Origin of the sequence: Devosia sp. XK-2, assembly GCF_037113415.1 — a bacterium.
Taxonomy (GTDB): Bacteria; Pseudomonadota; Alphaproteobacteria; order Rhizobiales; family Devosiaceae; genus Devosia.
Window position 1 is genome coordinate 1,785,021 of record NZ_CP146608.1, and the last position, 18,037, is coordinate 1,803,057.

The 18,037-nt window shown below is 61.6% G+C and carries 13 protein-coding genes, 1 tRNA gene and 1 other annotated feature; of the genes, 6 read left to right on the forward strand and 8 right to left on the reverse strand.

Annotation, left to right across the window (positions count from 1 at the left end; translation table 11 throughout):
• Positions 1-17 precede the first annotated feature (17 nt).
• Positions 18-1,499, reverse strand: coding sequence for a SulP family inorganic anion transporter (locus tag V8Z65_RS08565; protein ID WP_338723791.1), 1,482 nt, complete (start codon positions 1,497-1,499; stop codon positions 18-20).
• A gap of 56 nt (positions 1,500-1,555) precedes the next feature.
• Positions 1,556-1,612: a sequence feature (sul1 is cis-regulatory element that is thought to sense ions involved in sulfur or methionine metabolism; They are found in Alphaproteobacteria), on the reverse strand.
• Positions 1,613-1,877: 265 nt separating this feature from the next.
• Between V8Z65_RS08565 and V8Z65_RS08570 the strand changes: the two genes are divergently transcribed.
• A complete protein-coding gene (locus tag V8Z65_RS08570; protein ID WP_338723793.1) occupies positions 1,878-2,522 on the forward strand; it encodes a pyridoxamine 5'-phosphate oxidase family protein in 645 nt (214 codons plus the stop codon).
• Positions 2,523-2,600: 78 nt separating this feature from the next.
• Here the strand turns inward: V8Z65_RS08570 and clpA are convergent, their stop codons facing one another.
• Positions 2,601-4,940, reverse strand: coding sequence for an ATP-dependent Clp protease ATP-binding subunit ClpA (clpA, locus tag V8Z65_RS08575; RefSeq protein ID WP_338723795.1), 2,340 nt, complete (start codon positions 4,938-4,940; stop codon positions 2,601-2,603).
• Between the two features lie 9 nt (positions 4,941-4,949).
• Positions 4,950-5,366, reverse strand: coding sequence for an ATP-dependent Clp protease adapter ClpS (gene clpS, locus V8Z65_RS08580; protein ID WP_338723796.1), 417 nt, complete (start codon positions 5,364-5,366; stop codon positions 4,950-4,952).
• Positions 5,367-5,705: 339 nt separating this feature from the next.
• On the opposite strand from clpS, the gene V8Z65_RS08585 reads away from it, so the two are divergent.
• Both V8Z65_RS08585 and V8Z65_RS08590 read left to right on the forward strand, forming a co-directional pair.
• Positions 5,706-7,271 (forward strand): D-alanyl-D-alanine carboxypeptidase, encoded by a 1,566-nt coding sequence (locus V8Z65_RS08585; protein WP_338723797.1) that lies wholly within the window; start codon positions 5,706-5,708, stop codon positions 7,269-7,271.
• Between the two features lie 101 nt (positions 7,272-7,372).
• The gene (locus tag V8Z65_RS08590) at positions 7,373-7,645 is read left to right on the forward strand and encodes a hypothetical protein (protein WP_338723799.1); all 273 of its coding nucleotides are present in this window, start codon (positions 7,373-7,375) and stop codon (positions 7,643-7,645) included.
• Between the two features lie 16 nt (positions 7,646-7,661).
• Here V8Z65_RS08590 and V8Z65_RS08595 read toward each other — a convergent pair whose 3' ends face one another.
• Positions 7,662-9,023: an MATE family efflux transporter gene (locus V8Z65_RS08595; protein ID WP_338723800.1), complete on the reverse strand. Its 1,362-nt coding sequence runs from the start codon at positions 9,021-9,023 to the stop codon at positions 7,662-7,664.
• 269 nt (positions 9,024-9,292) lie between these two features.
• On the opposite strand from V8Z65_RS08595, the gene V8Z65_RS08600 reads away from it, so the two are divergent.
• On the forward strand, positions 9,293-10,021 hold the full coding sequence (locus V8Z65_RS08600) for an AzlC family ABC transporter permease (protein ID WP_338723802.1): 729 nt from the start codon (positions 9,293-9,295) through the stop codon (positions 10,019-10,021).
• The gene (locus tag V8Z65_RS08605) at positions 10,005-10,313 is read left to right on the forward strand and encodes an AzlD domain-containing protein (RefSeq protein ID WP_338723803.1); all 309 of its coding nucleotides are present in this window, start codon (positions 10,005-10,007) and stop codon (positions 10,311-10,313) included. The genes V8Z65_RS08600 and V8Z65_RS08605 overlap by 17 nt, the downstream gene beginning before the upstream one ends.
• Positions 10,314-10,334: 21 nt before the next feature.
• On the opposite strand, the gene V8Z65_RS08610 is transcribed toward V8Z65_RS08605, so the two are convergent.
• From V8Z65_RS08610 to V8Z65_RS08620, 3 genes are all read right to left on the reverse strand, one after another.
• Positions 10,335-10,418 (reverse strand) — tRNA-Leu (locus tag V8Z65_RS08610).
• 80 nt (positions 10,419-10,498) lie between these two features.
• A complete protein-coding gene (locus tag V8Z65_RS08615) occupies positions 10,499-12,982 on the reverse strand; it encodes a penicillin-binding protein 1A (protein ID WP_338723805.1) in 2,484 nt (827 codons plus the stop codon).
• A gap of 70 nt (positions 12,983-13,052) precedes the next feature.
• Positions 13,053-14,174: an N-acetylmuramoyl-L-alanine amidase gene (locus tag V8Z65_RS08620; RefSeq protein ID WP_338723806.1), complete on the reverse strand. Its 1,122-nt coding sequence runs from the start codon at positions 14,172-14,174 to the stop codon at positions 13,053-13,055.
• Between the two features lie 669 nt (positions 14,175-14,843).
• On the opposite strand from V8Z65_RS08620, the gene V8Z65_RS08625 reads away from it, so the two are divergent.
• Positions 14,844-17,465, forward strand: a complete 2,622-nt coding sequence (locus tag V8Z65_RS08625) for an Rne/Rng family ribonuclease (RefSeq protein WP_338723807.1) — start codon at positions 14,844-14,846, stop codon at positions 17,463-17,465.
• Between the two features lie 95 nt (positions 17,466-17,560).
• Here the strand turns inward: V8Z65_RS08625 and V8Z65_RS08630 are convergent, their stop codons facing one another.
• Positions 17,561-18,025, reverse strand: coding sequence for a GNAT family N-acetyltransferase (locus tag V8Z65_RS08630; RefSeq protein WP_338723808.1), 465 nt, complete (start codon positions 18,023-18,025; stop codon positions 17,561-17,563).
• Between the last annotated feature and the right edge of the window lie 12 nt (positions 18,026-18,037).

Below are 18,037 nucleotides of genomic sequence, written 5' to 3' on the forward strand. Positions count from 1 at the left end.
AGCCGGGCCCCACATTCTTAATGGCCGACCAGCAGGTCCCCATTGGCCTTATGGTGCACGCCAAGATTATCGACGATGGTCGCGCTGGCCTTGTTCATGCCCGAAAGCGTGACCTCAGCGCCCAGTGAGCGGAACTTGATCACGGCCTTGTCGATACTGGCCACGCTGGAAATATCCCAGATATGAGCGTGGGTAAGATCGATCACCACCCGCGCGACTTTCTCGTCGAAGTCGAAGGCGGACATGAACTGCTCCGCCGAGGCGAAGAACAACTGCCCCTGCACGTGATAGACGCGCGTTTCGCCGTCCTCGCTCAACTCGCTGCGGACCTCGAAGATCTGCGAAATTTTCCAGGCAAAGAACACACCCGAGAGCAGCACGCCGACCAACACGCCGATAGCCAGATTGTGCGTATAAACCACAAAGGCCACTGTGGAGAGCATGACCAGTGACGACGAACGCGGATGCTCGCGCAAATTACGGATCGACTGCCAGTCAAACGTGCCGATCGAGACCATGATCATGATCGCCACCAGCGCCGGCATCGGAATGTTGCGCAAGAGATCGCCCAGCACCACCAGCAGCACCAACAGATAGGCACCAGCGAGGAAGGTAGATAGCCGTCCGCGTCCACCAGAGCGCACATTGATCCCCGATTGCCCGATCATGGCACAGCCCGCCATGCCACCAAAAAACCCCGAAGCGATATTGGCAATACCCTGGCCTATGCTTTCCTGGCGCTTGTCGCTGCCCGTATCGGTGAACTCGTCAATGATCTGCGCCGTCATCAGCGATTCCAGCAGTCCCACCGCCGCGACGCCAACCGAATAGGGCAGGATGATCCAAACCATATCCAGTGTTAGCGGCACGCTGGGGATCAGGAAAAAGGGCAAGGTCGTGGGAAGCTCGCCCATATCGCCCACCAGATGCACATCCAGGCCGCCGAAGAAGACAATCAGTCCCACCACGATGATCGCTACCAGCGGCGAAGGAATAATGGTCGTCAGACGCGGAAATAGATAAATGATCGCCAAGGCGAGGGCGATCATCGGATAGGTCATCATCGGCACGCCGATCAACTCAGGCAGCTGCGCCATGAAGATGAGGATCGCCAGGGCATTGACGAAGCCCGTCATCACCGACCTGGACACGAAACGCATGACCGTGTGCAGCTTGAGATATCCCGCGCCGATCTGCAGCAGGCCGGCCAGGATCGTTGCGGCCAGCAGGTAGTCCAGCCCATGCTCGCGCACCAGCGACCCCATCAGCACGGCCGTTGCCGCGGTGGCGGCCGAAATCATCGCCGGCCGGCCGCCGAAGATAGAAATAACGATCGCAATCACCACCGAAGCATAAAGGCCCACCTTGGGATCGACCCCGGCAATTATGGAAAAGGCAATGGCCTCGGGCACGAGGGCCAGGGCGACGACGAGACCGGAGAGCAAGTCTCCCCGCACATTCCGCACCCATTCGGCGCGGTAGTTTTCAAAATTGAACATGAACAAGACCCAGGGCGCAGGCGCGTTGGGAACGCCCCTCAAATGCGCGATGATACTTGTGACCGGGGGATAGGCGCCCGGAGAAGCCACTCGGAGGAGAAACCGAGTCCGACGAATGCGGCCCTTTTGCCAGACCGTTCGGCATTGAGCAAGCGCCGGGGGCGCATCCGCGCTATGCGCCATCGATTCGGTAGGTTCCAACTCTGCCCAGCTCGCACATATCAGGGGCGCCCGCCGCGCCAATCCACGTCTCTTGCGCGCTGATTGCGGCCATGCCAGAATAAAATTGAGGTACGTACATCACATTGGCATTTGGCAGAATAACAATCGCGCTAACAGCCAGTTGACACGCCGCGACCGCTGGCGAGGGAGGAAATTATGGCGCAGGCATTTGAAGACAGGCATACGATCCGAAGCGAAGCAGCACTGCGGGCGCTCTTCGCGCCTACACACGACCTGGCCCTTCAGAAGTGCCAGAACACGCTCGGTCGTCACGCCAGGGCGTTCATCAAGCGATCGCCTTTTCTATGCCTCGGCACCCAGGATCGAGACGGTCGCGCCGACGTCAGTCCGCGCGGCGACCCTCCAGGCTTCGTTACCATCGTTGATAGCCATACAATCGCCATACCCGACCGGCCCGGCAACAACCGGCTGGACAGCCTGAGCAACATCATTGCCAATCCGTGCGTAGGCCTGCTCTTTCTTGTTCCCGGCTTCGACGACACCCTGCGGATCAATGGCCGGGCCACTTTAGTGACCGACCCCGTCCTGCTGGCCGAAATGCGTGTGAACGACCGGACCCCTGCCCTGGCCATAGTCGTGGAGATTGACGAGGTATTCTTCCATTGCGCCAAGGCACTGCGACGCTCCCACTTGTGGGATTCTACCCAGCATCAGGATCGGCGAGAGATGCCGTCGCTCGTCAAGATGATCCTTGATGAGACCACGGGCGCTCCAAACGAAACCGAAATGCGCAAGCTCGATGAGGCCTTGGAAGAGGCCTACAAGCGGACGATGTATTGAAGACGGGGACAGGTTTCACCTCGAAACAAAAAGGCCGGGATCGCTCCCGGCCTTCTACTATCTCAACCTGAGAAAACCTCAGCTCTTGTCCGCCGTAGCCTTCGGCTTTTTCGGCTTGGGCAGGGCCTTGGGCTTGGCGGGACGCGGCGGCACCGCCACCAGCTCCAGCTTTGCCTCTGCCCCCTCGCCGACCACGGCGACGGTGACCGAGCCGCCATTAACCAGTTCGCCGAACAGCACCTGATCGGCCAGCGGCTTCTTGACGTGCTCCTGGATCACGCGACCCAACGGGCGGGCGCCCATGCGCTCGTCATAGCCATGTTCGGCCAGCCAGTCGGCGGCTTCCGGCGTGAGATTGATCGTGACGCCGCGCTCGGCCAGCTGGCCTTCGAGCTGCAGCACGAACTTCTCGACCACCCGGCGCACCACTTCGCGCGGCAGCGGCGCGAACGAGATGATCGCATCGAGCCGGTTACGGAATTCGGGGCTGAAGGTACGGTTGATCGCATCTTCGTCGTCCCCCTGCTCGCGCTTGCGGCCAAAGCCGATGGGCGAACGGGCCAGTTCCGCCGCGCCGACATTGGACGTCATGATCAGGATGACATTGCGGAAATCCACCGCCTTGCCATTGTGATCGGTCAGCTTGCCATGGTCCATCACCTGCAACAGCACGTTGTAGAGGTCCGGATGAGCCTTCTCGATTTCGTCCAGCAGCACCACGCAATGCGGATGCTGGTCGACGCCATCGGTGAGCAACCCGCCCTGGTCGAACCCGACATAGCCCGGAGGCGCACCGATCAGCCGGCTGATCGTATGCCGCTCCATATATTCGGACATGTCGAAGCGTAGCAATTCTACGCCCAGCGTATCGGCGAGCTGCTTGGCCACCTCGGTCTTGCCGACACCAGTCGGACCGGTGAAGAGGTAGGAGCCAATGGGCTTTTCCGGTTCGCGCAGGCCCGCACGGGCCAGCTTGATGGCCGAGGACAAAGCCGTGATGGCAGAATCCTGCCCAAACACTACCGTCTTGAGGCTCTGTTCGAGCCCCGACAGCAATTCCGCATCGGACTTCGACACCGATTTGGGCGGAATACGCGCAATCGAGGCCACCGTCGCTTCGATATCCTCGACGTCGATCGTCTTCTTGCGCTTATCCTCGGTTAGCAGCATCTGGCTGGCGCCGGTCTCGTCAATCACGTCGATCGCCTTGTCGGGCAATTTCCGGTCGGTGATATAGCGCGCGCTCAGCTCCACGGCGGCCTTGAGGGCCTCGTCGGTATATTTGATCTTGTGGAACTCTTCGAAATAGGGCCGGAGACCTTTGACGATCTCGATAGCGTCCGGAACCGTCGGCTCATTGACGTCGATCTTCTGGAAACGACGGACCAGGGCCCGATCCTTCTCGAAGAACTGCCGATATTCCTTATACGTGGTCGAACCGATGCAACGGATCGCCCCGCTCGCCAAGGCAGGCTTGAGCAGGTTCGAGGCATCGAGCGCACCGCCCGAGGTGGCACCGGCGCCGATCATGGTGTGAATTTCGTCGATGAAGAGCACCGCATTGGGCATCTTCTCGAGTTCCTTCATCACCGCCTTGAGCCGCTCTTCAAAATCACCGCGATAGCGCGTGCCGGCCAGGAGCGCCCCCATATCGAGCGCATAAATAACCGCTTCCTTGAGCACTTCAGGAACATCGCCCTCGATGATCTTGCGCGCCAGGCCCTCGGCAATGGCCGTCTTGCCCACGCCGGCGTCGCCGACATAGAGCGGGTTGTTCTTGGAACGGCGGCACAGCACCTGAATGGTGCGTCGCAATTCGGCATCACGGCCGATCAGCGGGTCGATCTTGCCTTGCCGGGCCTTTTCGTTGAGGTTGACGCAGAAATCAGCCAGGGCCGAGCTCTTCTTGGCCTCCGAGCCGCCTTCGGCATGCCCCTCGCCCTCTTCCGCGCCATGTACCCTGCGCTCCTCGCTCGGACCGGACTTGGTGATGCCATGGGAGATGAAATTGACGGCGTCGAGCCGGCTCATATCCTGCTGCTCGAGGAAATAAGCGGCGTGGCTCTCCCGTTCGGCAAAGATGGCCACGAGCACATTGGCACCCGTAACCTCTTCGCGACCGGATGACTGGACATGGATGACCGCGCGCTGGATCACGCGCTGGAACGCGGCAGTCGGGCGCGCATCCTGGCCATTCTGAACAACGAGGCTGTCCAGTTCTTCATTGATGAAATCTTCGAGGTCGCTCTTGAGCGCGTCGACATCGACATCGCAGCCTGTGAGCACGGCCAAGGTATCCCGGTCGTCCGTCAGGGCCAGAAGCAGATGTTCGAGCGTGGCGAACTCATGGTTGCGCTCACGGGCCAGGTTCATCGCCTGGTGCAGGGCCTTTTCGAGTCCGCGCGAAAATGAGGGCATATGATGTTCCTACTGTTTTTCCATCACGCATTGCAGCGGATGCTGGTTCTTGCGTGCCGTATCCATCACGCGGGTCACCTTCGTCTCAGCAACCTCGTATGGATATACGCCGCACTCACCGACCCCCTTTTGGTGGACGTGCAGCATGATGCGCATGGCGTCTTCGCGTGACTTGTTGAAGACGTCCTGAAGCACCAGAACGACGAATTCCATCGGCGTGTAGTCGTCGTTGAGCAGCAGAACCCGGTAAAGGTTCGGCCTCTTGGTTTTGGGACGCGTCTTGGTCACCGTCCCGGTTTCAAAATCAGCGTCGTTTCCGCCTGGGCCGCCGCCATCCTCTTTCGGCCCGGCGGTAACGCGCAGCGACGTCTCGGGCCGGCCGAAGGGTGGCAAGATTGTCTTGGTTGCGATGGGGGTCATGATCATGTCAGTCGCTCTGTTGCCAGAGGAAACGAAGCAGTTGGTTGGTACCATTATGTAGGCAAAATCGCGCCGGTGTTAAGGGCCCTTCCATCCCGAAAATGTGAGCGGCGCAGAATGTGCGTTTCCCGGAGCGAAATGACTGCGCGCGCCGCCGGGCAGCAGCACTCTGTTGCCCGTTTGCCTGTCCGCTGCAGAAAATGATTGCATTTTACGGATTCGTAACGGCGGCGACCTAATCTCAAGAAAGGCTGAATTTTCGGGGTTTGGGGACGCCCGGGACCAGCCTGCGTCAAACGAGTAGCGTACGGGCGGAATTGCCCGATTGAGTAATTGGAGTACCGGGTGATTTCCCTGGCAAAGACCCCTTGGCGCACCGCTTTTCTGCGTGCTGTAGCCGCCGTTCTTGTGACCCTCGCCTTCAGCCTGTCGGCCGCGGCGCCCGTCCATGCCATCGAAAATCTGCGCAAATATGCAGGCATCGTGGTCGACGCCAAATCCGGCAAGGTTCTCTACGAGGATCAGGCGGATTCAAAGCGATATCCGGCATCCGTTGCCAAGGTGATGACGCTTTACGTCCTGTTCCAGGAGCTGCAGGCGGGCAATCTCAGCCTCTCCACCAAGATGACGGTGTCGCGCCACGCGGCCTCGGCCGTGCCCACCAAGCTGGGCCTGCGCGCGGGCGCGACCATCTCGGTTGAAGACGCGATCAAGTCGCTGGTCACCTTATCGGCCAATGACATGGCCCGCGTCATTGCCGAACACATCTCCGGCACCGAAACCAAATTCGCCGAGCGCATGACGGCCACGGCCCGCGCCATGGGCATGTCCAACACCACTTATCGCAATGCCTCAGGTCTGCCCGACGGTGGCCAGGTCACCACTGTGCGCGATCAGGCTATCCTGGGCATCGCCATCTACCAGCATTTCCCCCAATATTACGAATATTTCCAGACGACGGCCTTCCGCTACAACGGCAAGACCTATGGCAACCACAACCGCGTTCTGGGCTATATGGGCGCCGTCGACGGCATCAAGACCGGCTATATCAACGCCGCCGGCTCCAACCTTCTGACCGCAGCCCGCAAGGACAACCGCCACATCGTTGTGGTCGCCTTCGGCTTCAATTCGGCCGCTTCCCGCGACGAAAAAGTGCGCCAACTGGTCTCGAACTATCTCTCCAAGGGCCGCCGCGGCGACTACTTGCAGACGGCTATGGTTCCCGTGCCGGGCCGTCAGGGCAATACCCAGTTCGCCCTTGCCCAGCCGCGCAAGCCCACTTTCGCAATGCCCACGCCCATGCCCGATTTCCGCCTGGCCGCCCTGGTGTCGGGCAATGGTGCCCAGCCGCAGCAGAGCCCGCAGGTTGCCGTCGCCTCGGCAGTGCCGGTAGCCATGCCCACGCCAATGCCGACCGACCTTGGCCTGTCGCCAGCCGTGCAGGCAGCAAACGTACTGGCAGCCCCAACGCAATCTACGCCCGCCTATCCCAGCCAGGATGTCATCGGCGCTTGGTTGAGCGAAACCTATAATCTGGGTGCGCCGCCGGCAGCGCTTGGCCAGACACCGGCCTCCACGCCCCTGCTGCCGCCCGGTGAGGTCTCCGGCGGTGCCGGACAACCGGTCGACCTGATGCATTCGGGCGCGGTTGCCGACGCAGCTCCCATCAGCGGCTGGATTGTCCAGATCGGGGCAGGCCCGTCCGAAGACAGCGCCCGTGCCATGCTGGCCGATGCCGCCGGCAAGGTCGGCTCGCTTGGCGACTTCCGCTCCTATGTCGAGCGGTTCGAAAAGAACGGCCAGATTTTCTATCGCGCCCGCTTCGTCGGCTTCGGCGATCGCGATGCGGCAGCCAATATGTGCAACCGCCTCAAGGACCAGAACCTGGCCTGCCTGGCGTTGCAGGGCTGACGGAAACGAACTGGCACGGCGGAAAAACCGTCGGCCGGATGATCGGCCTCCCAAGCGGGGCCACGGGGAAGCAAATTGGTGCTTGTGTATGGAGTAGCCCAATGAGTGAACGTACAGCTCTTGTTGAACTGGCCAATTTCATCGGCCGTTCACCCCTCGCCTCACCCGATATGGATGTGCGCAACAAGGCACTTGCCGGCATGACTGGCCGCATGCTGCCCCGCCAGAAGCGCTCGGTCGGCGACCTGCTCGGCGTGGTAATGGCCCTTTCCGCCCGCACCCGGCGTATGGCACACGAACCCGCTCGCGTTGAAATCGATGTCTTCGCGCCCGACGGCCAACGCGCTTTGCGCCTCGACCTCGGACAGGACTGATCGGGAGAGTGGCGCTCTAGACGAGCGCCACGATTTCCTTGCGCTTCCAGACAAACTGGTACCAGCAAGCCTGCAATACCAGCATCATGGTGAAGCTGGCGGCATAGGCGACCCATATACCCATCAGGCCAAGGTCGGTCTGGCTCAGCCAGATCGCGCCAGGAAGCTCGATGAGCAGGATACAGGCCAGCGACAGCGCCATGGGAGCATAGACCGTGCCGCTGGCGCGCATGATCCCCGAAAACACCACGCTCCAGCCGAAGCACAGGATGCTCCACAGCACCACATGCAACAGCGTTTCGGTTAGATCCACTACGGCCGGATCGGTGATGAACAGCGCAACCACATGCTGGCTGAAGAGATAGGCCAGGATGATCAATCCGCCGGTAATGAGCAGATTCATGCCCAGTGCCGTACGCGCGATACCATCCAATTGCCCGGTCTGCCGCGCGCCGATAGCTTGGGCCGCGAAGATCGAGGCGGCAATGCCGATCGACATGGCTGGGAACTGCACATAGCTCATCACCTGCCCCAGCGCGCCATAGGCTGCCGTCGCATCCGAGCCGAACCGGTTGACCAGTCCAACCACGACAATACCGGCAATGGACGAGACAACCATTTGCAGCCCCGCGGGAATGCCGAGCTTGAGGATCAGGCCCAGCAATTTGAAGTCGGGTCGCAGCATGGCGCTCAGCATCGTCGCGTCGGGCGACATGGGCATATCGCGCACGCGCAGGTAGACGAGCAGAAACACCAGCACCGTGGCGAAGCCGGCGATCATGGCGACCGCAGCGGCGTTGACCCCGAGTTGCGGCAGGCCGAACCAACCCTCGATAAGGGCCGGGGTGACAACCAGGCTGACCATCATCGACAGGATGAGCGCAAAGAGCGGCGTGATCGTATCGCCAACCCCGCGCAGTACCGACGTGACAACGAGGAACAGGAAAAAGCCCGGCATGCCAATAAGGACGATGCGCGCATAGCCAACAGCCAGGTGCAGGATGTTTTCAGGCGCACCGAGCACCGTCATGATCTGCTCGGCAAATAGGCCGCCACCAACAGCAACCACCAGGCCGAGCGCGATTGCTGCGGCCAGAGTGGTGCCGGTGACCTGCCGGACCTTTTCGATGTTTCGCGCACCCCAGGCCTGACCGATGAGAATGGTCGAACCGGCCGAGAGGCCGATGATGAAACTCATCAGGAAGAACATGATGGGGAAGAACGTTGCCGTCGCCGCAAGTGCTTCCACACCGATCAACTGACCGACATAGATCGAGTTGATGGTGCCGGACAGCGCCTGCAGGATATTGGAGGCCATCAGCGGAATGAGAAACAGGCTGAATCGCTGCCAGAGAGGGCGGGATGACGTCGGGTTCATAAAAAACTCCAGCTCATAGAAAGGTACCGGTCATGGCCTGGACCCCGAAACCGGCAAGGACTGAGCAAAAATCTCAGAAGCCGGGGGGACCTATTCACACCAATGGACGGTGCCGGCTGGACGGGCGCAGGAGGCTGGCAATGACATCAGGGACATACGCCGCAGGCTCCAACGCGTCAATGTCGATAGGTCGGCCCATTCGCGCCGTTGATCGGCGCTATGACCATTTTGCATCGAGAACGCCCTGCGCCCTATGCTAGGAGGACATCATGTCCCAGGTCCTTGCCCCTGCCGATTCCATCGCCCAGCAATTCCTGGCCGGCGCCCGTGCCTGCATTCCTGTGGCCATTTCCGTCGCCGCCTATGGCATGGTTTGGGGCATGCTGGCCCGCACGGCAGGGCTGAGCCTGCTGGAAGTGGTCATGATGAGTGGGCTTGTCTTTGCCGGCTCCGCGCAATTCGTAGCGCTCGATCTATGGACATCAACTCCTTCCGCCCTGCCCGTCGGCCCCTTGGTGCTGGCCGCGCTGATCGTGAACCTGCGCTATCTCTTGCTGACCGCCACCTTGCGCCCGCTCTACCCGCAGGGCAGCCTGGGGCATGGCGCGCTCAGCATGTATCTGGTTACCGACGAGAATTGGGCTATGACCGTGGCGGCCATGGCGCGAGGCGGCGGCAGCGTTGCCTTCCTCATGGGCGGCGGCTGCCTTGCCTGGATCAGCTGGATGACCACCAATGTGACCGGCTATGGCCTTGGCTCTGCCATCGATGATCCTGCTCAATGGGGCCTGGATTTCGCCTTCACGGCAACATTTCTTGCACTGCTGCTCGGCATGTGGCGCGGTCGCGGCGACCTGCTGCCATGGCTGGTGGCCGCGCTTGTCGCCATCGCCACGTCAAATTCGGTCGAGGGAAGCTGGCACATCCTGGCAGGCGGCCTTGCTGGCAGCCTCACCGGCGCTGTGATGGAGGCGCGAAAACATGCTCACCAGTCCTGAGGCCGTCTTCGCCATTCTCGGCATGGCCTTGGTCACAATCGCCATAAAGGCCGGCGGACTTCTGCTGGCCGATCGCCTTCCGCGGGACGGCTTTGCGGCAGCCTGGTTGCGCCATATCCCCGGCGCCGTTCTGGCCGCCTTGGTGGCACCGGCGCTGGTCACCGGCAGCCTGGCCGAAGCCACCGCGGCGCTCGCCACCGGCGCAGTCTTCATCGGCACCCGCAATCTCTTTGCGGCCATGGCGACAGGCGTGCTGACGGTCTATCTCATGCGCCTCTGGCTTGGCGCCTGACCGATCCAAATGTTCGAGAAGTGGTGCCCCCCGCGAGACTCGAACTCGCACGCTTTGCAGCGGAGGATTTTGAGTCCTCTGCGTCTACCATTCCGCCAGAGGGGCACGGGCTGGGTTCCTAGCTTACAAGCAGCGCCAGTGCAACAATTCTAAGCGGCCATTTGCCTGTGTGCACAAAATACCGATCAGTCAGACAGACTGCGCGGGGTTTCCAGGCTTGGATCGAGGAATCGCCCGCCGCCGCTTGGCCGCGTGGTCGTGAACATGCCGCCATATTGCTGCTGCATCATCTGCTCACGCTGAATGGCATCGAAGGCCTGCACATCCAGACCAATGACCGAGGTCATCAGGTTCGGCCCGGTCCCCGGCTTAAAGGCCTCGGCAATCGCGGCCTCGCCGTCAAAAGCCTTCACGCCGGTGCTCGGATTGATCCAGGCCGTGGTCATCCCCGCCGGCACATTGAAGGGCGTCGCTGGCTTTCCCTGCAGCGCCTTGGCCATGAAATTGGTGAAGATCGGAACGGCCATGCCGCCGCCGGTCGATGCGGACCCCATCGAGCGCGGCTGGTCATAGCCCACATAGATGCCGACGGCCAGTTCCGGCGTAAATCCGACAAACCAGGCATCCTTGTAATCGTTGGTGGTGCCCGTCTTGCCGGCAACCGGGCGGTTGAGTGCCCTTGCCGCGGTCGCGGTGCCGCGTTGCACCACGCCCTCCATCATCGAGGTGATCTGGTAGGCGGTCATCGGGTCCAGCACCTGCTGGCGATTGTCGATGATGCGTGGCTCCCCCTGCCCGTGCCAATCCTTGGCCACGCACCCGTCGCACACACGCTGGTCATGCCGATATACGGTTGCCCCATACCGGTCCTGGATACGATCGATCAGTGTCGGCACAATTTTGCGGCCGCCATTGGCAATGGTGGCATAGGCCGCCGTCATGCGCATGGCCGTGGTTTCGCCGGCTCCAAGCGCCATGGCCAGCACCGGCTGCATATTGTCGTAAATGCCGAAAAGCTGCGCGTAGTCGGCGATCAGCGGCATGCCGATATCGCGCGCCAGGCGCACCGTCATCACGTTACGGCTGCGCTCGATGCCCCGCCGCAAGGTCTGAGGTCCATAAAACTCCTGCGAATAGTTTTCCGGCCGCCAGACCGAGCCATCCGACATGCGCACTTCCACCGGCGCGTCCAGCACCACCGAGGCCGGCGTATAACCATTGTCCAACGCCGCAGCATAGACGATCGGCTTGAAGGACGAGCCCGGCTGCCGCAACGCCTGGGTCGCGCGATTGAACTCGCTTTCGGCAAAGGAAAATCCGCCGACCATGGCCAATACCCGCCCCGTACGCGGGTCCATGGCCACCAGAGCCCCTTCGATCTCGGGAACCTGCTCCAGCGTATAGACCCCGTCCTTGCCCGACACCGGCGAGACATAGACGACATCGCCCACCTTGAGAATGTTCTGGACCGGCTGCGAAACCCATTTGATCTCCGGGCCCGACAACGTCCCTTCGACCCGGTCCGTTGCCACCGCACCATCCACATCGTCGTCGGGCCGCAAGCCGATGCGCGCCTGGTTGTTCCCCACATCCAGCACGACCGCCAACTGCCATTCAGGCACATCGCTCAGTGGATTTATGGCGGAAACCGCCACGCCCCAATCGTCCCCGAGCTCGACGCTGGCGACCGGCCCGCGGAAGCCGCGCCGGCGATCGAATTCGATCAGCCCGTCCATCAGCGCCCGCCTGGCATATTCCTGCAGGCGCGGCTCAAGCGTGGTCCGAACCGAAAGGCCACCCCCATAAAGCTGGTCTTCGCCATAAAGCTTGGCGAGCTCGCGCCGTACTTCCTCAGTGAAATATTCGGCCGAATAAAGCTGGCTTCCGGCGGCGCGTGGAATGACGTTGAGCGGTTCCTGCTTGGCCGTCTCCGCCTCCCCATGGGACACGTAGCCATTCTCGACCATGCGGTCGATCACCCAGTTCCGGCGTTCGATGGCCGCCTCGGTGCGGCGGAACGGATGGTAATTATTCGGCCCCTTGGGCAGCGCCGCAATATAGGCCGCCTCGGGCAGGGTCAGCTGATAGAGCGCCTTATCGAAATAGTTGAGCGCCGCCGCCGCCACGCCATAGGAGTTCAGGCCCAGAAATATCTCGTTGAGGTAGAGCTCCAGGATCTTGTTCTTGGTGAAGGTCGACTCGATCCGAAGCGCCAGAATGGCTTCCTGAATCTTGCGGTCCCAGGTCTGCTCCGATGTGAGCAGGAAATTCTTGGCGACCTGCTGGGTAATCGACGACCCGCCGCCCTGAATGGCGCTATTGCCGTCCATGCGCGCCAGCACATTGTCGCGCAATGCGCGGATCACGCCGTCCACGGCAATACCGTTATGGCTGAAAAAGTCCTTGTCCTCAGCCGAAAGAAAAGCCTGGATCACCAGCGGCGGCACCGTCTCGACCGGCTGGAACAGCCGCCGCTCGCGCGCATATTCGGCCAGCAAGGTACCGTCGGCCGCATGGACCCGGGTTGTTACCGGCGGCTGATAGTCCTGTAAAACCGTATAGTCCGGCAATTGCGCGCTCACTGCTGCCAGGTAGACAGCCGCCGCCGCGACCCCGCCGAGGCCGAGAAACATGCCAAAACCGAAAAGCCAGCCAAGCAGTCGAAACATCTAGCTCATATACCTCGCGCCTGCGGGGCGATCAGCTCGCATCTATAACAGAGTCGGACCTGTCTTGCTGTCACGGCTCTTCCTCAAGACTGTCGAAATAGGTCGAGATGCCCCGCGCAATGGCCTCCGCCGTGCGGTCGCGCCAATCGGACTGCATCAGATTGGCAATGTCGCTGGCATTGGACAGAAAACCGAGTTCCACCAGCACCGATGGCACGTCGGGGGCCTGGAGCACAAAAAAGTCCGCTTGCCGCACTGGAAAGCGTCTGAGCGCCACGCTCGGCTCGAGCTGGTGCACGATGGCCTCGGCCGCCATGAAGGACTGCACCCGCATTTCGCGCCGCATCAGGTCGAGCAGAATGTCCACCACTTCGGGCGCCATTGTCTGTGGCATGGCAAAGCCGGCAATGACATCGGTGGCATTCTCATTGTCCGCCAGAACCTTGTCGAGCACATCGGTGGCGTTTTCATCGCGGGTATAGACGCTGGCCCCGCGGATTTCGGGCTGCTGGAAACTATCCGCGTGGATGGAAATGAACAGATCCGCCTTGTTGGTGCGCGCCAGATCGACTCTCTCCTCTAGCCGCAGATAGGAATCGTCCTCCCGCGTCAAGGCAACGTCGAAACGTCCTGACTCGACCAGCAGGTTCTGCAGGGCAAGCGCGAATGCCAGCACAATGTCCTTTTCCTTGACGCCATTTGTCGTCTCAGCGCCGCTGTCAATGCCGCCATGCCCCGGGTCGATCACCACCAGCGGCCGGCTCGCAATTGGCAGTTCCGAGCCCCCGGCAGGTGTGGAGACAGCAGGTGAAATAGCCTCCGACGCGGCACGGTCGCGTTCGACATTGGCCGCAAACTCCTCTGCCGTTGCCGGAATAATGTCGACGACCAGACGCGCTGGCTGGTCCTCAAAAGCATCCAGCACATAGGCCTGCTGCACCTGCGCCGGACCGGCCAATGTCAGCGTGGTCCGCACCCTGTCGGCAGCAGCCTGCTCAATGACATAGCGCGACACAAGCCCCTCTTCGCCCGGCTCGCCTTCCGGCTCCGGCACCGAGAACGTCCCGGCGCGCACATCCACGGCCAGCCGCTGCGGATCGTCGAGCGAAACGAACGAGAATTCCGTCCGGTCCGCCAGATCGACCACAAGACGCGCGCGCTCGGGCGCAATTGTTACGCGTGCGTCGATCACATTTGGCAAAGGTGGCAAACCGGCCGTGCTCTGCGCAGACGCCGCCTGTGACAGGCCCATAAGAGTCATCAGGCAAAAGACGAGGCCTATCAGTGATTGTCTGGTCAAAACGGTGACCTTGCTCCCAGATTCCGAGCGAATGCCTGACGCCGGGATGCGGCGATTCTTCGGCGTAATCCGCCTTATGCGATGTTTTGCGCGGGCGGCCAAGAATGCGGCGGTCAAAACTGCGCGCTTCAGACGGATTTGACTTTCCTGTTGCCATTGCGGCGCAACTTTTCTACACGCTTAATATGTAGGCGCGTGTGTTTCACGGTCGTTTTCGGGGCAACCACTTGCCCCCTATGACCTGAAACGGAAGTTGCGGTTTCAGCGCCCTGCATCAACGAATTTCGGCCCGAACCGGGCCGGACGGCAACAGGCTTTCGGCCTGTCGCCCAATAGGAAGAGGTCATATGGCCCGCTGGCGAACAAAGCGCGACGCGATCGATACGAACGATTGCCGCTTTGCTTCGCCCTGTTTGCCGGCCCTGACCACACAGTCTTCGGCGCTGAACGTGAGAGGTTCGCGCCATCCAATATCAAACCTATTCGCCCCGCAATGCGCCACGAACAGGAAGCCGGCCTCCCGGCATCCCCTTGTCGGCGCGCGGGTGCGCGGAGTTCATTATGGCGACCAAAAGAATGCTGGTGGATGCCATCCACCCGGAAGAAACACGGATTGTCGTTACCGCCGGTAACCGGCTCGAGGAGTTCGACTTCGAATCGGCGACCCGCCGCCAATTGCGGGGCAATATCTACCTCGCGAAAGTCACGCGGGTTGAGCCAAGCTTGCAGGCGGCCTTTGTCGAATATGGCGGCAATCGCCACGGCTTCCTTGCCTTCTCCGAAATCCATCCCGACTATTATCAGATCCCCGTGGCCGACCGCGAAGCCCTGCTGCGCGACGAAGAACACGAGGACGATCACCACGACGAGGCCGACGAGACCGTCTCGGTGCCCGAAGGCGTAGCCGAAACCGAGGCCGAGGCCGATCCGCAGGAACCCGGCGACGAAAGCCATATCGAGCAGGCGCCTGCCAATAGCGAGCCGGTGGAATCCATCGGCGGCGGCGATGCGCTCGAAGAAGTGCCCGAACGCCGCCGTTCCAGCCAGCAGCGCCGTCATCAGTATAAAATCCAGGAAGTTATCAAGCGCCGCCAGGTCATGCTGGTGCAGGTCGTCAAGGAAGAGCGCGGCAACAAGGGCGCTGCGCTGACCACCTACCTGTCCCTGGCCGGTCGCTATTCGGTGCTGATGCCCAACACCGCCCGCGGCGGCGGCATTTCGCGCAAGATCACCAATGCTGCCGATCGCAAGCGTTTGAAGGAAATCACTGCCGACCTGGAAGTGCCCCAGGGCATGGGCGTCATCCTGCGCACGGCCGGTGCCTCGCGCACCAAGGCCGAGGTCAAGCGTGACTTCGAATATCTGATGCGCCTGTGGGAAAGCGTCCGCACACTGACGCTGGAAAGCCAGGCACCTTGCCTCGTTTACGAGGAAGGCTCGCTGATCAAGCGGACCATCCGCGACCTTTACAACAAGGACATCGACGAAGTCCTCGTGGCCGGCGACAATGCCTATCGCGAGGCCAAGGACTTCATGAAGATGATCATGCCGTCCCACGCCAAGAACGTGAAACCCTATGGGGAGGAGCAGCCGCTCTTTTCCAAGTTCGGCGTCGAGAACCAGCTCGACCAGATGTTCTCGCCCACGGTCACCCTGCCCTCTGGCGGCTATATCGTCATCAACCCGACCGAAGCGCTCGTCTCCATCGACGTGAATTCGGGCCGCTCCACCAAGGAGCACAATATCGAGGACACCGCCCTCCAGACCAATCTGGAAGCGGCCGAGGAAGTCGCCCGCCAGCTCCGCCTGCGCGATCTGGCCGGCCTGATCGTCATCGACTTCATCGACATGATGGAAAACCGGTCCAATCGGGCCGTTGAACGCAAGCTCAAGGATTGCCTCAAGGACGATCGCGCCCGCATCCAGGTTGGCCGCATCAGCCATTTCGGCCTGATGGAAATGAGCCGCCAGCGTATCCGCTTTGGCGTCGTTGAGAGTTCCACCCACAAATGCCCGGTCTGCGAGGGCACGGGTCTGGTACGCTCCACGGAAAGCCTGGCGCTGATGATCATGCGCCATATCGAAGATCACGTACTGCGCAAGCAGGGCCAGTCGATCAATGTCCGCGTGCCGGTCGAAGTGGCGCTCTATATCCTCAACTACAAGCGCGAAACCCTCTCGCAGCTTGAAATGCGTAACAATCTCTCCATCACCATCACCGCCGACGGCAAGATGACGGGGCACCAGTTTGCCATCGAAAAGGGCGAGGCCCGTGTCTCCTCCTATGCCGATCAGCGTACGGCCGCCCATGTGCGTGTCGATAGCGCTGTGATTGAAGACGCGGCTGAAGAGGATGAAGTCGAGGAAGCTGAAGAGACCGAGTCCCGCGCCGCCGACGCCAGCGATGGCGAAGGTTCCAGCCGCCGGCGCCGGCGTCGCCGCCGCCGTGGAGGTCGCAACGGAGACCAGCCAAGCCAGCAGGCGGCTGAGACCGGTGCCGGCCAGGACGGCGACGAAGAAGGCGATGCCGACGGCGATGAAAGCGAAGGCGGCAGCGACGCCGACGCCCGCCAGGCGGTCGAGGGCGATAGCGATGGCGAAACCCGCCGTCGGCGCCGTCGGGGCCGTCGTGGGGGCCGCCGCAATCGTCGTGATCAGAACGGCGAAGACACCGTTGATGCCGAAACGCCCGAGGCAGCAGTCTCCGCACCGGAAGATGCGGTTGTCGAGCATGTCGAGCTGAACACCGAAGAAGCGCCTGCGGCCGACGAAAAGACGGTCGAGAAGCCCAAGCGGACCCGTCGCAAGAAGGTTACGGAAACCGAAGAATCGGCACCCGCGGAAGCTGCGCCGGTAGAGGCGGTCGCGGAAGAGCCCCCGGCCGCCGAAAAGCCCAAGCGCAAGCCGCGTGCACGTAAAAAGGCAGGGCCCGCCGAGGCAGCAGCAGAAACGGCCGTCCAGGAAGCGGTGCCGGCATCGGTCCCAGCGGTCGAGGATGCTCCTGCCGAAGAAAAGAAGCCGACACGTGCCAAGCGCGTGAAAAAGGACCTGCCGCCCGAGGGCGTGGTTGTCACCTCCAGTGCCGCTCCGGCCGAAGAGACAGCCGAACCGACCGAAGGTGAGGCAGAGCCGGAAAAGAAAAAGAAGGTCGGCTGGTGGCAGCGCCGCCTCGGTCTTGGCTAGAGCGCGTCCGGTAGCAGACAGAGGCCTGAAGCCGGTTTGGCTCCGAAGAATGAAGAAGGGCGGTCTTTCGACCGCCCTTACTGTTTCTGGGTCGGCTATCGCGGATAGCGGAAAACCACATCCTCGGGGTCCTGCTTGGCCGCCATGTCGTCCCTGACGCCGCCAAGCCGAGCCGAAACGGCCATGGACTTGCTATTTCTCGGATGGAAATAGCTCACCAGCGTTTCAAGTCCCAGGTCCTCAAAGGCCCATGCCTTCAACGCCGCGCCCGCTTCGCTGGCATAGCCATGGCCCTCAAACCCTTCATAGAGCAGCCAGCCAAGCTCCTTTTCGGGGAATAGCGGACCATGATTGATCCCGACCTGTCCCACGCAGACACGACTATCAATCAGATCGATCATCAGCGCGCCATGGCCGAATAGCTCCCACATGGCCAAATCGCTGGTGAACATGCCCCAGGCCTCGCGCTCGCCATAAGGCCCGCCCATGAACACGGCCCGCTTGGACCGCATCAGCGCGGCATAGCCGGGCCAGTCGGAGAGGGCCGGCGCACGCAGCACCAATCGTTCCGT

Excerpts from the sequence above, each read along its gene's own strand:
- V8Z65_RS08565 (WP_338723791.1), bottom strand. The coding sequence starts at position 1,499 with ATGTTCAATTTTGAAAACTACCGCGCCGAATGGGTGCGGAATGTGCGG.
- V8Z65_RS08570 (WP_338723793.1), top strand. The coding sequence starts at position 1,878 with ATGGCGCAGGCATTTGAAGACAGGCATACGATCCGAAGCGAAGCAGCA.
- clpA (WP_338723795.1), bottom strand. The coding sequence starts at position 4,940 with ATGCCCTCATTTTCGCGCGGACTCGAAAAGGCCCTGCACCAGGCGATG.
- clpS (WP_338723796.1), bottom strand. The coding sequence starts at position 5,366 with ATGATCATGACCCCCATCGCAACCAAGACAATCTTGCCACCCTTCGGC.
- V8Z65_RS08590 (WP_338723799.1), top strand. The coding sequence starts at position 7,373 with ATGAGTGAACGTACAGCTCTTGTTGAACTGGCCAATTTCATCGGCCGT.
- V8Z65_RS08595 (WP_338723800.1), bottom strand. The coding sequence starts at position 9,023 with ATGAACCCGACGTCATCCCGCCCTCTCTGGCAGCGATTCAGCCTGTTT.
- V8Z65_RS08600 (WP_338723802.1), top strand. The coding sequence starts at position 9,293 with ATGTCCCAGGTCCTTGCCCCTGCCGATTCCATCGCCCAGCAATTCCTG.
- V8Z65_RS08605 (WP_338723803.1), top strand. The coding sequence starts at position 10,005 with ATGCTCACCAGTCCTGAGGCCGTCTTCGCCATTCTCGGCATGGCCTTG.
- V8Z65_RS08615 (WP_338723805.1), bottom strand. The coding sequence starts at position 12,982 with ATGTTTCGACTGCTTGGCTGGCTTTTCGGTTTTGGCATGTTTCTCGGC.
- V8Z65_RS08625 (WP_338723807.1), top strand. The coding sequence starts at position 14,844 with ATGGCGACCAAAAGAATGCTGGTGGATGCCATCCACCCGGAAGAAACA.